The organism is Hydrogenophaga atypica, from assembly GCF_042665215.1.
Taxonomy (GTDB): domain Bacteria; phylum Pseudomonadota; class Gammaproteobacteria; order Burkholderiales; family Burkholderiaceae_C; genus Hydrogenophaga; species Hydrogenophaga defluvii_A.
Window position 1 is genome coordinate 430,486 of sequence record NZ_JBHTCA010000003.1, and the last position, 14,072, is coordinate 444,557.

Genomic DNA, 14,072 nt, shown 5'->3' on the forward strand with positions numbered 1-14,072 from the left:
GGCTTGCATTTCAACCACATTGCAGAGGAGAACGACATGAAATCCCCCTTGAAAGCCTGGGTGGCCGCGGCTTGCGGCTTGTTGGTGTGTGGCGCGGTCTGGGCCCAGACCTTTCCCTCCAAGCCGGTCACGCTGATGGTGCCGTACCCGGCCGGCGGTGTGTCCGACGTCATTGCCCGCAGCCTCAACAACGCCCTGTCCAAACAGCTGGGCCAACCCGTTCTGGTGGAGAACCTGGGGGGTGCCGGTGGGGGCATCGCGGCCCAAAAGGTGTTGAACAGCCCGGCCGATGGCCACATGATTTTCCAGGGCTCGCCCAACGAGTTGATCCTCTCGCCGCTGTCGAACGCGGCCATCAAATACAAGCCAGAGGACTTCCGCCTGGTGCAGATGATCACCATCAACCCGCTGGTGATGCTGGCCCGCAAAGACCTGCCCGCCAACAACGGCGATGAGCTGGTGGCCTACGCCCGCAAGAGTGCCGCCGAAGGCAAGCCGCTGACCTTTGCCAGCGTGGGGCCCGGCTCGCTGTACCACCTGCTGGGCGAACACATGGCCAAGGTGACGGGCCTGCCCATGACCCATGTGGCTTACAAGGGCGGCGCGCCCGCCGTGCAAGACCTCATGGGTGGGCAGGTGGACATCTTCATGACGCCCTACGGCAAGGGCCAGGTGCAGTTGGTGGAGGACGGCAAGCTCAAGGCACCGGCTGTGTTGTCGGCCGAGCGCCAGGCGCTGTTCAAGCAGGTGCCCACGCTCAACGAGAGCAAGGCGCTCAAGGGTTTTGTGTTCGACACCTGGGCCGGGTACTTTGTGCACAAGGACACGCCCGAGCCGGTGGTGTTGGCCCTGCACAAGGCGCTGAGCGAGGTGGCCAACGACGCGGCCGTGCGCGGCGTGTTGGAGGCGCAGGCCATGACCGTGCCGCGCCCCCAGCCGCTGGCGGCGGTCGGCAAGCTGTATGCCGACAACACCGCCAAGTACCAGGCCATTGCCAAGTCCATGAACCTGCAGGCGCAATGAACGGACCACAAACCATGACGGAGAGTGCCTACCTCAGTCACGCGCTGGCCGACCGGGTGGGCGAGTTCATCCAGTTGCGCCGCGACATCCATGCCCACCCCGAACTGGCGTTCGAGGAGCACCGCACGTCGGCCCTGGTGGCGCACAAGCTGCGCGGCTGGGGGTATGAGGTCACCACCGGCCTGGGGCGCACCGGGGTGGTGGGCACGCTGCGCCGGGGGCACAGCCAGCGCGCGCTGGGCATACGCGCCGACATGGATGCCCTGCCCATCGCCGAGGCCAGCGGCCGTGCGTGGGCCAGCACCACCCCCGGCCTGATGCACGGCTGTGGCCACGACGGCCACACCGCCACCCTGCTGGCGGCGGCCCGTCTGGTGGCTGAAGACCTGGACTTTGATGGCGTGTTGCACCTCATCTTCCAACCCGCCGAGGAAGGTGCTGGTGGTGCGGTACAGATGATGGCCGACGGCCTGTTCGAACGCTTTCCCTGCGACGCCGTGTTCGCCCTGCACAACATGCCGGGCATCGACACCGGGCGTTTTGTGTTCAGGCCCGGTGCAGCCATGGCGTCCAGCGACAACGTCAGCATCACCCTCACCGGACGGGGTGGTCACGGCGCGCTGCCACACGAGGCGCGCGATACGGTGGTGGCCGCCGCGTCCATCGTGATGGCCTTGCAGACCATCGTGGCCCGCAACGTGGACCCGCAGCAGGCGGCGGTGGTGACCGTGGGTGCGCTGCATGCCGGCCAGGCCAACAACGTGATCCCCGAGGAAGCCCGGCTGGAGCTGAGCGTGCGCGCGCTGGACAACGGCGTGCGCGCGCTGCTCAAGGCCCGCATCCACGAACTGGTGCAACTGCAGGCAGCCAGTTACGGCGTGTCCGCCGCGATCGACTGGCGCGATGGCTACGCCGTGCTGGTCAATACGCCGAAAGAAACCGCTCTGGCCACCCAGGTGGCGCTGCGTCTCTTTGGACCAGAGCATGTCGAGCCGCATGGCCCGGCCTTCACCGCCAGTGAAGACTTCGCCTTCATGCTGCAACAGGTGCCGGGTTGTTATGTGTTTGTGGGCAATGGCGGGCCAGGCACACCGGGTGCCTGCAACGTGCACAACCCGGGCTACGATTTCAACGACGACATCATTGGGCCCGGGGCCACGTTCTGGTGCGGCCTCGTGCAGGCTTTTCTGGATCACCAAGCCGTTTGACCGGGGCGGGCGTGTGCGTCAGGTGGCGGCTTCGCCACCGTGGTAGGCGCGGCGCACCTGCGCCACCTCCACCGAGTAAGACGTGTACCAGCGCTCCCGCCCCTGCTGCTGAGCCAGCAGGTGTTCGGGATGGGATTTCCAGGCGCGGATGGCGGCCTCGTCCGGCCAGTACGACAGGGCCACTTCCTGCGTCCCCTCGGTCACCGCGTGGAAGGCCAGGCAGCCGAATTCGGTCAGGGCCAGTTCACGCATGCGCGCGGCCATCTGGGTGTAGGTTTCATCGAGTTGGCGCACGGTGGCGCGGAAGATCACAACGTACATGGGCGTCGTCAGAGGTTGGTTAGAGACCACACTCTAGACAAAAGCCCCTGCGCTGCGCGTTTGTCATCTGGACAACACCGGATTTGCGTACAAAATAGAACGACCGTTCGTTTTATTTTGTGCCCACCTCCACTTCGACGTCCACCTCCATGACAGCGACATCTTCCGCCCGAGTTGCCCCAGTGCGGCGCAGCACACAAGCTGCGGCACACAAGGCCGCCCACAAGGGCCAGCAGACCAAAGCCGCCATCGTGGACGCGGCCTTGGGCATGGCCACCCATGTGGGTGTGGAGGGTTTGAGCATTGGCGCGCTGGCCGAGGCCATGCAGATGAGCAAATCGGGCGTGTTTGCCCACTTCGGCTCGCGCGAGGAGCTGCAAATTTCCGTGGTGCGCGAGTACCACAACCGCTTCGAGGACGAGGTCTTCAAGCCTGCACTGAAAAAGCCGCGTGGCCTGCCACGCCTGCGCGCGCTGTTCGACAACTGGATGCAGCGCACCTCGGTCGAAATCGACTCGGGCTGCATCTACATCAGCGGCGCGGTGGAGTTTGACGACCGGCCCGGCCCGGTGCGCGATGCGCTGGTGGACACCGTGATGACCTGGCACGCCGCCATGAAACGCGCCATCGCGCAGGCCAAGGCCGAGGGCCATTTGAACGCCACTGTGGACGAGGACCAGACCTTGTTTGAAATCCACGGCCTGATTCTGGCGCTGCACTACGAAGCGCGTTTTCTCAAGTCGCCCGAATCGATTGCCCGCGCCCACCGCGGTTTTGACCACATCCTGGCCCGTTGCGGCGCCAGCAGCTGATTTCCGTTTCTTTTTTCACGAACCTACAGGAGCCAAGCCATGCCCGTTTACAACCCGCCTCTGCGTGACATGCAGTTCGTGATGCACGAAGTGCTCAACGTCTGCGACGACTTCCGCGCCATGCCGGTGCACGCCGAAGTCGATGCCGACACCATCAACGCGGTGCTGGAAGAGGCCGGCAAGTTCGCCTCGCAGGTGGTGTTTCCGCTGAACATCAGTGGCGACACCGAGGGCTGCCAGCTCGACCAGGCCACCCACGAAGTCAAAACCCCGACCGGCTTCAAGGCCGCTTACAAGCAGTACGTGGAAGCCGGCTGGGCGGCGTTGAGCTGCGATCCGGCTTTTGGTGGCCAGGGCCTGCCGCTGGTGGTGAACCAGTGTCTGTACGAGATGCTCAACTCCGCCAACCAGGCCTGGACCATGTACCCCGGTCTGACCCACGGCGCTTACGCCTCGCTGCACACCCACGGCACCGACGAACAAAAGGCCACCTACCTGCACAAGATGAGCAGCGGCGAATGGACCGGCACCATGTGCCTGACCGAGCCGCACTGCGGCACCGACCTGGGCCTGATGCGCACCAAGGCCGAGCCCCAGCCTGATGGCACCTACAAGATCACCGGCAACAAGATTTTCATCAGTGCCGGTGAACACGACATGGCCGAGAACATCGTCCACCTGGTGTTGGCCCGCCTGCCCGACGCGCCGCCCGGCATCAAGGGTGTGAGCCTGTTCATCGTGCCCAAGTACCACGTCAACAAAGACGGCACGCTGGGCGAGCGCAACGGCATCTACTGCGCCGGCCTGGAGCACAAGATGGGCATCCACGGCAACGCCACCGCACAAATTGTGCTGGAAGGTGCCATTGGCACCATGGTGGGCCAGCCCAACAAGGGCATGCAAGGCATGTTCGTGATGATGAACGCCGCCCGCCTGGGCGTGGGCAACCAGTCGCTGGGCCTGACCGAGGTGGCCTACCAGAACGCGCTGGCCTACGCCAAGGACCGCATCCAGATGCGCAGCCTGAGTGGTGCCAAGAGCAAAAACCAGCCGGCCGACCCGATCATCGTGCACCCCGATGTGCGCAAGATGTTGCTCACCGCCAAGGCCTATGCCGAAGGGGGGCGCGCGCTGGCGGTGTTCTGCTCGGTGCTGCTCGAAAAAGTGCACCACCACCCCGACGAGAAAGTGCGCAAGGACAGCGACGACATGCTGTCGCTGCTCACGCCCATCGTGAAGGCCTTCCTGACCGACAACGCCTGGACCGCCACCACCCTGTGCCAGCAGGTGTTTGGTGGCCACGGCTACATCAAGGAATGGGGTATGGAGCAGTACGTGCGCGATGCCCGCATCAACATGATTTACGAAGGCACCAACACCATCCAGAGCCTGGATTTGCTGGGCCGCAAGGTGCTGGGCAACAACGGTGCCACGCTCAAGAAGTTTGGCAAGCTGGTGACCGCGCTGGTGATGGAAGAGGGCGTCAACGAGAAGATGGCCGAGTTTATCAACCCGCTGGCGGTGCTGGGTGAGCAGATCAACAAGTTCACCATGGAGCTTGGCTTCAAAGGCCTGCAAAACCCCGACGAGGTGGGCGCTGCCGCGGTGGACTACCTGCGTGTGGCCGGCCACCTGGTGTTTGGCTACTTCTGGGCCCGCATGGCTCAGACGGCGCTGCGCGAGATCGCCAACGGCAACACCGACCCGTTCTACGCCGCCAAGCTGCAGACCGCGCGCTTCTATTTCGCCAAGCTGTTCCCCGAGACCGCCACGCTGATGCGCACCGCGCGTGCTGGCAGCAAGGTTTTGATGGACACCGAACTGGCCCTGGCCTGATCGCGACCCCTTTCCACCACACATCCCTGGAGACACCCATGAAGCACACGCTCGCAGCCACCGCACTGGTCCTCTTGTCTGGCACGGCCCTCGCGCAGGCGACGCCGGTGGGCCAATGGCACACCATCGATGACAAGACGAACGAGATCAAGAGCCTGATCGTGATTTCGGAGTCGGGTGGTGTGCTCACTGGCCGCATTGACAAGCTCTTGCGCAAAGGTGCCGACCAGGACGCCAAGTGCACCGAGTGCACCGACGACCGCAAAGACAAGCCCATGTTGGGCCTGGAGATCATCCGGGGCGCCAAGAAGGCCGACGGCAAGGACGTGTGGGAGGACGGCAAGATCCTCGACCCCGAGAACGGCAAGAACTACACCCTGCGCCTGACGCCCATCGAAGGCGGCAAAAAGCTGGAGGTGCGTGGTTCCGTGTTCGGCATTGGCCGCACCCAGACCTGGGTACGCGTGCAGTAAGCCTCAACCGAAAGTCATTTCATGTCCCGATTCAATGTCCGCAAAGTCGCCGTGCTCGGCGCCGGCGTGATGGGCGCGCAGATTGCCGCCCACCTGGTCAACGTCAAAGTGCCGGTGGTGCTGTTCGACCTGCCCGCCAAGGAGGGCCCGGCCAATGGCATCGCGCTGCGCGCCATCGACAACCTCAAGAAGCTCAAGCCCGCGCCCCTGGGCGACGCGCGTGACGCCGACCTCATCCAGCCCGCCAACTACGGCGAGCACATGGACCTGCTGCGCGAATGCGACCTCGTCATCGAGGCCATCGCCGAGCGCATGGACTGGAAGGTGGACCTGTACCAGAAGATCGCGCCCTTTCTGGCGGAGGGCGTCATCGTGGCCTCCAACACCTCGGGCCTGTCGATCACCCAGCTGAGCGAGGCCCTGCCCGAGTCCATCAAGCCGCGCTTCTGCGGCATCCACTTCTTCAACCCGCCGCGCTACATGACGCTGGTGGAGCTGATCGCCACACCGGGCACGCAGCCCATCATCCTCGACCAGCTCGAAGCCTTTGCCACCAGCACCCTGGGCAAAGGTGTGGTGCGCGCCAAGGACACGCCCAACTTCGTCGCCAACCGCATCGGCATCGCCGGCATGTTGTCGACCATGAAGGAAGTCGAACGTTTTGGCCTTACCTACGACGTGGTGGACGACCTGACCGGCAAGAAGCTGGGCCGCGCCAGCAGCGGCACCTTCCGGACCGCCGACGTGGTGGGCCTGGACACCATGGCCCACGTGGTCAAGACGCTGCAGGACAACCTGAGCCTGGCCACCGACCCCTTTTACGGCAGCTTCGGCACGCCCGAGGTGCTCAAGACCCTCATCGAGATGGGCCACCTGGGCCAGAAGGCCAAAGCCGGCTTTTACAAGAAGGTGGGCCGCGACGTGCTGCGCTTCGACCTGGCGAGCAAGGACTACGTGCCCGCTGGCGAAAAGTCGGACGAGGTGTATGCGCGCATGCTCAAACGGCCCGCCGCCGAGCGCCTCAAGCTGCTGCGCAACGCCGAAGGGCCGCAGGGTCAGTTTTTGTGGGCCATCTTGCGCAACAGCTTCCACTACGCCGCCGTGCACCTGGCCTCGATTGCTGAAACCGCGCGCGACGTGGACCAGGCCATGCGCTGGGGCTTTGGCATGAAGCAAGGCCCGTTTGAGCTGTGGCAGGAAGCTGGCTGGCTCGACGTGGCGAAGATGGTGCAGGAAGACATTGACGCGGGCAAGGCGCTGTGCAACGCACCGCTGCCCGAGTGGGTGTTCAAGGGCCCGGTGGCCGATGCGGGTGGTGTGCATACGGCACAAGGTTCGTGGAACCCCAGCAAAGGCGTGTTCGAAGCGCGCCGCAGCCTGCCGGTGTACCAGCGCCAGCACTTCCCCGAGTTGTTGCTGGGCGAGGCCGGGCCGAAGTTCGAAACCGCTGGCACCACCATCGACGAAAACGACAGTCAGCGCACCTGGACGCTGGATGGCGAGGTGTTGATTTTCAGCATCAAGACCAAGATGCACGCCATCAGCCCCGAGGTGTGTGAAGGCCTGATGGCCGCCGTCGAGCTGGCCGAGAAGGACTACCAGGGCCTGGTCATCTGGTCGGGCGACGAGCCCTTCAGCGCTGGCGCCGACCTGCAGGCCATGCTGCCGGCCTTCATGGCCGTGGGCGTGAGTGCCATCGAAGATGCCGAGGGTTTCATGCAGCAGACCATGCTGCGCCTGCGTTATGCCTCGGTGCCGGTGGTCAGCGCGGTGCGCGGCCTGGCCCTGGGCGGCGGCTGCGAACTGGCGGTGCACAGCGCCCGCCGCGTGGTGCACATGGAAAGCTACGTTGGCCTGGTCGAAGTGGGCGTGGGCCTGGTGCCCGGCGCCGGCGGCCTGACCTACATCGCACGCCGCGCGGCGGAGAATGCCGAGGCTTCGACGGGCAAGGACTTGTTGCCATTCCTCACCGAAGGCTTCACCGCCGCTGCCATGGCCAAGGTGGGCACCAGCGCGCTGGAGTCGCGCAAGCTGGGCTATGTGTTGCATTCCGACGTGATCGTGCCGCACAAGGACGAACTGCTGTTCGTGGCCATCAACGAGGCCCGTTCGCTGTTCCAAGGCGGCTACCGCGCGCCGCACAAGCGCCTGTTCCCGGTGGCCGGTCGCTCGGGCAAGGCCACCATCCTGGGCAGCCTGGTCAACATGCGTGACGGTGGCTTCATCAGCCAGCACGACTTCCACATCGCCTCGCTGATCGCCAACGTGGTCACCGGCGGTGACGTGGAGCCGGGCACCCTGGTCAGCGAGGACTACCTCATGACCCTGGAGCGCCAGGCCTTCTGCTCGCTGATCGTGCACCCGAAAACGCAGGAGCGCATCCTCGGGATGCTCAACACCGGCAAGCCCGTGCGCAACTGAGGACACCCCATGAAACAAGTTCAAGACGCCTACATCGTTGCCGCCACCCGCACGCCCATTGGGCGTTCGCACAAGGGCGCCTTCAAGCACCTGCGGCCTGACGACCTGCTGGCCCACGCCCTGAGAGCCGCTGTGGCCCAAGTGCCCTCGCTGGACCCCAAGGCCATCGAAGACGTGATCGCTGGCTGCGCCATCCCCGAAGCCCAGCAGGGCCTGAACGTGGCGCGCATAGGCGCCATCCTGGCCGGCCTGCCCAACAGCGTGGGTGGCATCACCGTCAACCGCTTCTGCGCCTCGGGCCTGTCGGCCGTGGCCATGGCGGCCGACCGCATCCGCGTGGGCGAGGCCGATGTGATGATCGCGGCCGGCGTGGAAAGCATGAGCATGGTGCCCATGATGGGCAACGCGCCCAGCCTGTCGCCCGCCATTTTCAGCAACACCGACGACGTGGAGAACTACGGCATCGCCTACGGCATGGGCCTGACCGCCGAGAAGGTGGCGCAGCAGTGGAAGGTCTCGCGCGACGCACAGGACGCCTTTGCGCTGCAGTCGCACCAGCGTGCCGTGATCGCCATGAAAAACGGCGAGTTCAGCGACGAGATCACGCCCGTTGAAGTGACCGAGCGCAGCGTGGACCTGACCAGTGCCGAGGTGTCTACCCGCACCCGCACGATCAGCCTGGACGAAGGTGCGCGCCCCGACACCACGCTCGAAGGCCTGGCCAAGCTGCGCACCGTGTTCGCCGCGCGCGGCTCGGTGACGGCGGGCAACAGCTCGCAGACCAGCGACGGCGCCGGCGCGCTGATCCTGGTGAGCGAGGCCGCGCTCAAGCGTTACAACCTTACGCCGCTGGCGCGGTTTGTGAGCTACGCCTCGCGTGGTGTGCCGCCGCACATCATGGGCATCGGGCCCATCGAGGCGATCCCTGCCGCATTGAAGTCCGCCGGCCTGAGCCAGAACGACATCGACTGGTACGAGCTGAACGAAGCTTTTGCTGCGCAGTCGCTGGCGGTGCTGAACACCCTGGGCCTGGACCCGGCCAAGGTCAACCCCATGGGCGGCGCCATCGCGCTGGGCCACCCGCTGGGCGCCACCGGCGCCATCCGCTCGGCCACCGTGGTGCACGCGCTGCGCCGCCACAACAAGAAGTACGGCATGGTCACCATGTGTGTGGGCATGGGGCAGGGCGCCGCCGGCATTTTTGAGCGCGTGTGACAGCACGCCGGGGGGTGAGGCTGGCAAACTTGTCGCATGAGCAAGCCACCCACTCCTCACCCTTTTGACGCCGCGCTGGCGCTGTCGCAAGACACGCCTGGCCACTTCACCGGGCACACCAGCCCCGCCTACTGGAACATGGTCGGGCCTTTCGGTGGCATCACCGCGGCCACGATCGTCCGCGCCATCATGGACCACCCGCAGCGCCTGGGTGAGCCGCTGTCGCTGACGGTGAACTACGCCGGTGCCCTCACCGAGGGGCCCTTCGAACTGCAGGTCACGCCTGTGCGCACCAACCGCTCCACCCAGCACTGGACGGTGACCCTGCTGCAAAACGACCCGGCAGGTCTGCCGGTGGTCACGACCACTGCCACGGCCGTGACCGCCGCGCGACGCGAAACCTGGAGCCAGAGCGACACGCCCATCCCTGCCGTGCCGGCGCCCGAGACGCTGGAACGCCGCGTGATGTTCAAAGGCGTGGAGTGGCTCAGCCGCTACGACATGCGGCCCATCACCGGCCCGGTACCGCGCCTGTGGGACGGTGGCGGCCACACCAGCCTGACGCAGCTGTGGATGCGCGACGAGCCCGCCCGGCCGTTGGACTTTGCCGCGCTGGCTTCGATGTGCGACGTGTTCTTCCCGCGTGTGTGGTTGCGCCGTGCCACCCAGGTGCCGGCCGGCACGGTGTCCATCACCGTGTACTTCCACGCCGGCAGCGCGGCCCTGGCCGCCACCGGCAGTGGCTACCTGCTGGGCCAGGCGCAGGCACAGGAGTTTCGCAACGGCTTTTTTGACCAGACCGCCCAGGTCTGGAACCAGGCGGGCGTGATGCTGGCCACCTCGCACCAGGTGGTGTACTTCAAAGCGTGATGGCCCCCACGCTCCGCTGCTGCGCGGGTCGCTGCCCCCCGAGGGGGTGCGTTGTCAGCTTGGGGCGGCCCGGCGCTGACAACCCGGTCAAGGTCGGCCAAGGAAAAAGTACACGCCGGTGAAGCCCTTGGGCGCGTGCACCAGCGCCAGGTAAACCGGCCCCACACCGGTGTCGGCACCCAGGAACACGCTGCTGCCCAGGCGCAGATCGCGCAGGCGGGGCGTGTCGTTGCGCGCCCAGGCGTTGCCCAGCTCCAGCGTGGCGCCCGCAAACAGCGCGCGCGCGATGCCGGGGTTGACGTCCAGCCGGCGGTAGTGGGTCAGGCGCAGCAGCGCCAGGTCGTTGCCGATGATCTGGCCCACGCGGTAGCCTGAGAGCTGGTGGAAACCACCCAGCGAGTACTCGTCGATGGCGCCCAGCGGCAGCGAGCTCGAACGCGCCAGACGCAGGTGCAGGTTGAGGGTGTCGCGCCCGGCGCTCAGGGCGTAGGTGCCGCTGAGTTCCTGGCGGTGAAAACCTTGCCGCAGCCCCAGCAGGTCGCGCCGGCCGGTGATGGCTTCGGCGCGCAAGCGGTAGCCCGACAGCGGGAAGTTGGCGTGGTCGAGCTGGTCGGACACCAGCGCCAGCCGCAGGCCTTGTTCGTTCCAGCCCACCCGCTCCAGGTCGCGCCCGGTGTAGCCGGCGATGATGTCCGGGATGGTGACCCGGCGGGCGCCGAACCAGCCGAGGCGGGCATCGCCGAAAGCGCCGTCCCGGCCCAGGGTGGTGCCCAGGTCCAGCCCGATGCGGGTTTCGCGACGGCGGTAGACGGCCGTGGCCTGGTTGTCCTCGCCATAGGTGTCAAAGCGCCGCATCCAGTGGTCGAGGTAGGCGGAGACGAAGTAGCCGGCGCTGCGGTCCAGGGGCTGGAAGAACTCGGAATACAGCCCACTTTTTTCGCCCAGCTGGATGCGGTTGCGCCATTCGGCACCTTGGTCATTGACCCAGTGGCGGTTGTGGCTCAGGCGCAGGTTGAATTCACCCGAGCCCCGGAAGTCGGTCCGCAGGTCCAGGCCCAGGCGGAAGTGGTTTTGCCCCCAGTCTTTTTCAGCCAGTTGGTAAATCAGGCCCTCGCCGCCGGCCTCGGTGGCCAGGCGGTAGTCCGCGCGCATGTAGTCGCCGCTGGCCGCCAGGCGCTGCAGGTCTTGTTCGGCGCGTGCAGGGGCCATGGTTTGGCCGGGCTGGACTTCGATCTGGGTCCGCAGGCGCGCCAACCGTTCAGGGGGAACGCCCTCGATGGCGACAAACGCCAGTTGCGCCGGCAGTGCCTCGGCGCGCGCAGCTTGCTGGCGGCGTGCACGCCACGCTTGGTACTGCGCCGGTTCAACGGCAAAACGTGCCAGTGCTGGGGCGGCTTGGCGCGCGGCGTCCAGGCCCAGCGCCACCAGGTCGCTGGCCTTGTCGAAGTCGCCCGAGGTCAGGCGCCCCAGCGCAGGGGTCACCAGCAGATCGTGTGGCGTGAGGCTGGCCAGACTGCGCTGCACGTTCTGCTCGGTCAGGATGTTGATCATCTGCGCGGTCAGGCCGATCACGCTGCCCAGGGTGTCCCGCCCCGCCAAGGGGGTGCCAATGTTGACGGCGATCACCACATCGGCGCCCAGGGCACGTGCCACGTCGACCGGCAGGTTGTTGACCAGGCCACCGTCGCCCAGCAGGCGGCCGTCCAGTTCGAGTGGCGCAAACACGCCGGGCACCGACATGCTGGCGCGCATGGCGGCGGCCAGGTCGCCCTGGCCCAGCACCACCGCCTGCCCACTTTCCATGTCGGTGGCCACGGCGCGAAACGGCGTGGGCAGGGCATCGAAATGGGGCAGGGCACGTGTGCCCAGGGTGTAGCGGCGAAGGAGCATTTCCAGCGAGCGGCTGGACACCGCGCCGGTGGGCAGGCGGAATTCACCGTCCTTGAAACCCAGTTGCAACACGGGCGAAAACTCGAAGTCCTCTTCCTTGCGGCGCTGCGACAGCAACTGGCGCGGCTCGCGGGTGTTGAAGAGCGCGTTCCACTCCACCGCCAGCAGCTCGCGCTCCAGCTCGTCCGCGCTCAGGCCGGTGGCGTAGAGGCCGCCGATGATGGCGCCCATGGAGGTGCCCACCACCAGGTCCACCGGCACCCGAGCGGCTTCCAGTGCCTTGAGCACGCCCACGTGGGCAAAACCCCGTGCACCACCGCCCGAGAGCACCAGCGCCACGCGTGGGGGGCGGTCGGCGGTGGTCGTGGCTGAACTGGGCTGCGCCCATGCCGGCGCCAGTGCGAACCAGGCGCTCAGCCAGGCCAGCGGCCACAGCAGAAAGAAGGGCAGGCGGTGAACAGTGGGCATGGCCAGAGTTTAGGTTGGGGCGGGTGGGGCGCGTGTTGGCACCGCCGCTACCCAACCGACCCTGCCCGGGTGAAAGCGTCGGTCAACGGGCCAAAAGCCGCAGATGGCCCGCTGTCACGGGTCTTTTTTTGCCCATGTGGCGGGGGGCGGGGCGCGATAATCGGGCACGTCCTGCCTTGTTGTTGTCCCTCCCAGCCCGCACCCATGATCGATACCGACCCTGTTGACGCACCGTCGCTGTCCGATCGGACCACGTTGGAGCGCATCCGCATTTTTTTTGGCCATGCCGCAGGGAACATGTTCAGCATCGTCGTGGCCGGGGTGCTGATCGCGGTGGTGTTGCGTTTGGCCGGGGTGGCTGACGCCCTGTTGATGTGGTGGTTTGGTGGCCTGGTCCTGGCCTCGGTGGCGGTGATTTTTTATGAAGCCTGGGTGCAGGGCCAGACCCTGCAGACGGTGGCCACCGCGCGTCGCCTGTTGCGCTGGCGCATGGTGCTGGGGGCCGTGGTGGCGCTGCAGTGTGGGACGGCGGTGTTCATGCTGCCGTCAGGGGCACAGCACACCGAGGCGGCCTTCCTGTTTCTGATCGTCTCGACGGTGGTGACCATAGGCGCACTGAGCTACGCTGTGGTGCCGGCCTACTACACCATGCTGGGCCTGATCGGCATGCTGCCCATGGTGCTGTACAACGCCCACGCCTTTGTGCGCAGCGGGGACAATTTCCACCTGATGTTGATGGTCATGGCCGTGGCCTGGCTGGTGGTGGTGCTGATCAAGGCGCGCCGTGTGTCGCTCACCGCCATCGAGGCGATTGCGCTCAACGAGCGGCTCAAGGACGCGGTGGAGGAGCAGCGCCGCACCAAGGAGTACATGAGCCACATGGCCATGCACGACGAACTCACCGGCTTGGCCAACCGGCGTTATTTTGAACAGGTGTTTGTCCGCACCCGCAGCCTGGCCGAGCGCGAGGGCAGCCGTTTTGGCGTCATGTCCATCGATCTCAACGATTTCAAACCCGTCAACGACCGCCACGGCCACGCCGTGGGCGACGTGCTCTTGCAGACCGTGGCCAGCCGCCTGCAAAAAGCCATCCGCGCGAGCGACTTTTGTGCCCGGGTGGGTGGCGACGAGTTCGCGCTCATCATCGACAAGGTGAATGCCGACACCGATCTGGACGGCATGGCCACCAAGTTGCGGGGTGTGCTGGGCAAGCCCTTCCTGCCGTTGGGCATTTCAGTGGCCACCGGGGCCAGCGTGGGCTGGGCGCTGTTCCCGTCCGATGGGAACGAGATGGCCCCCCTGCTGGCGGTGGCCGACAAGCGCATGTACGCCGAAAAGCTGGCCCTGAGGCGCGCGGCCCGCGCGCGGGCGCGGGTCTGACAGGCGATGCTGGGGGCAAATCTGGGGTTGTGTCAGCAGCAAATAGAACTGTCCGGTTTTGTAGCAAGTAGATTGTCCGCTTTGACGTGATGTGATGGTGCTGGCAGCCAAGCTGCGAAGGGCGCAGCCCGAAGCGGCTTGGCTGCCAGCACGCG

11 protein-coding genes are annotated in these 14,072 nt (G+C 66.0%); 9 read left to right on the forward strand and 2 right to left on the reverse strand.

Annotation, left to right across the window (positions count from 1 at the left end; all coding sequences use genetic code 11):
- Positions 1-36: 36 nt before the first annotated feature.
- Both ACFQPB_RS06585 and ACFQPB_RS06590 read left to right on the forward strand, forming a co-directional pair.
- A complete protein-coding gene (locus ACFQPB_RS06585; protein ID WP_382220898.1) occupies positions 37-1,023 on the forward strand; it encodes a Bug family tripartite tricarboxylate transporter substrate binding protein in 987 nt (328 codons plus the stop codon).
- A 14-nt stretch (positions 1,024-1,037) separates the two neighbouring features.
- Complete coding sequence (locus ACFQPB_RS06590; RefSeq protein WP_382220981.1) at positions 1,038-2,231, forward strand: M20 aminoacylase family protein; 1,194 nt, start codon at positions 1,038-1,040, stop codon at positions 2,229-2,231.
- An 18-nt stretch (positions 2,232-2,249) separates the two neighbouring features.
- Here the strand turns inward: ACFQPB_RS06590 and ACFQPB_RS06595 are convergent, their stop codons facing one another.
- Positions 2,250-2,552 carry an antibiotic biosynthesis monooxygenase family protein gene (locus tag ACFQPB_RS06595; protein WP_382220901.1) on the reverse strand — a complete coding sequence of 101 codons (303 nt, stop codon included), beginning with the start codon at positions 2,550-2,552 and terminating at the stop codon, positions 2,250-2,252.
- Positions 2,553-2,701: 149 nt separating this feature from the next.
- Here ACFQPB_RS06595 and ACFQPB_RS06600 point away from each other — a divergent pair, with 149 nt between their 5' ends.
- The 6 genes from ACFQPB_RS06600 to ACFQPB_RS06625 are packed head-to-tail and all read left to right on the forward strand — an operon-like array spanning position 2,702 to position 10,179.
- A complete protein-coding gene (locus ACFQPB_RS06600) occupies positions 2,702-3,364 on the forward strand; it encodes a TetR/AcrR family transcriptional regulator (RefSeq protein WP_382220904.1) in 663 nt (220 codons plus the stop codon).
- Positions 3,365-3,403: 39 nt separating this feature from the next.
- Complete coding sequence (locus ACFQPB_RS06605) at positions 3,404-5,200, forward strand: acyl-CoA dehydrogenase C-terminal domain-containing protein (RefSeq protein ID WP_382220907.1); 1,797 nt, start codon at positions 3,404-3,406, stop codon at positions 5,198-5,200.
- 38 nt (positions 5,201-5,238) lie between these two features.
- The gene (locus tag ACFQPB_RS06610) at positions 5,239-5,673 is read left to right on the forward strand and encodes a DUF2147 domain-containing protein (protein ID WP_382198774.1); all 435 of its coding nucleotides are present in this window, start codon (positions 5,239-5,241) and stop codon (positions 5,671-5,673) included.
- A 21-nt stretch (positions 5,674-5,694) separates the two neighbouring features.
- The gene (locus tag ACFQPB_RS06615; RefSeq protein WP_382220910.1) at positions 5,695-8,094 is read left to right on the forward strand and encodes a 3-hydroxyacyl-CoA dehydrogenase/enoyl-CoA hydratase family protein; all 2,400 of its coding nucleotides are present in this window, start codon (positions 5,695-5,697) and stop codon (positions 8,092-8,094) included.
- A gap of 9 nt (positions 8,095-8,103) precedes the next feature.
- A complete protein-coding gene (locus ACFQPB_RS06620) occupies positions 8,104-9,309 on the forward strand; it encodes an acetyl-CoA C-acyltransferase (protein WP_382220913.1) in 1,206 nt (401 codons plus the stop codon).
- Positions 9,310-9,345: 36 nt separating this feature from the next.
- Positions 9,346-10,179 (forward strand): acyl-CoA thioesterase, encoded by an 834-nt coding sequence (locus ACFQPB_RS06625; RefSeq protein WP_382220916.1) that lies wholly within the window; start codon positions 9,346-9,348, stop codon positions 10,177-10,179.
- Between the two features lie 87 nt (positions 10,180-10,266).
- Here the strand turns inward: ACFQPB_RS06625 and ACFQPB_RS06630 are convergent, their stop codons facing one another.
- Positions 10,267-12,537 carry a patatin-like phospholipase family protein gene (locus ACFQPB_RS06630; RefSeq protein WP_382220919.1) on the reverse strand — a complete coding sequence of 757 codons (2,271 nt, stop codon included), beginning with the start codon at positions 12,535-12,537 and terminating at the stop codon, positions 10,267-10,269.
- Positions 12,538-12,741: 204 nt separating this feature from the next.
- Here ACFQPB_RS06630 and ACFQPB_RS06635 point away from each other — a divergent pair, with 204 nt between their 5' ends.
- Positions 12,742-13,917 (forward strand): diguanylate cyclase domain-containing protein, encoded by a 1,176-nt coding sequence (locus tag ACFQPB_RS06635; protein WP_382198780.1) that lies wholly within the window; start codon positions 12,742-12,744, stop codon positions 13,915-13,917.
- Positions 13,918-14,072 lie beyond the last annotated feature (155 nt).

Excerpts from the sequence above, each read along its gene's own strand:
- ACFQPB_RS06585 (WP_382220898.1), top strand. The coding sequence starts at position 37 with ATGAAATCCCCCTTGAAAGCCTGGGTGGCCGCGGCTTGCGGCTTGTTG.
- ACFQPB_RS06590 (WP_382220981.1), top strand. The coding sequence starts at position 1,038 with ATGACGGAGAGTGCCTACCTCAGTCACGCGCTGGCCGACCGGGTGGGC.
- ACFQPB_RS06595 (WP_382220901.1), bottom strand. The coding sequence starts at position 2,552 with ATGTACGTTGTGATCTTCCGCGCCACCGTGCGCCAACTCGATGAAACC.
- ACFQPB_RS06600 (WP_382220904.1), top strand. The coding sequence starts at position 2,702 with ATGACAGCGACATCTTCCGCCCGAGTTGCCCCAGTGCGGCGCAGCACA.
- ACFQPB_RS06605 (WP_382220907.1), top strand. The coding sequence starts at position 3,404 with ATGCCCGTTTACAACCCGCCTCTGCGTGACATGCAGTTCGTGATGCAC.
- ACFQPB_RS06610 (WP_382198774.1), top strand. The coding sequence starts at position 5,239 with ATGAAGCACACGCTCGCAGCCACCGCACTGGTCCTCTTGTCTGGCACG.
- ACFQPB_RS06615 (WP_382220910.1), top strand. The coding sequence starts at position 5,695 with ATGTCCCGATTCAATGTCCGCAAAGTCGCCGTGCTCGGCGCCGGCGTG.
- ACFQPB_RS06620 (WP_382220913.1), top strand. The coding sequence starts at position 8,104 with ATGAAACAAGTTCAAGACGCCTACATCGTTGCCGCCACCCGCACGCCC.
- ACFQPB_RS06625 (WP_382220916.1), top strand. The coding sequence starts at position 9,346 with ATGAGCAAGCCACCCACTCCTCACCCTTTTGACGCCGCGCTGGCGCTG.
- ACFQPB_RS06630 (WP_382220919.1), bottom strand. The coding sequence starts at position 12,537 with ATGCCCACTGTTCACCGCCTGCCCTTCTTTCTGCTGTGGCCGCTGGCC.
- ACFQPB_RS06635 (WP_382198780.1), top strand. The coding sequence starts at position 12,742 with ATGATCGATACCGACCCTGTTGACGCACCGTCGCTGTCCGATCGGACC.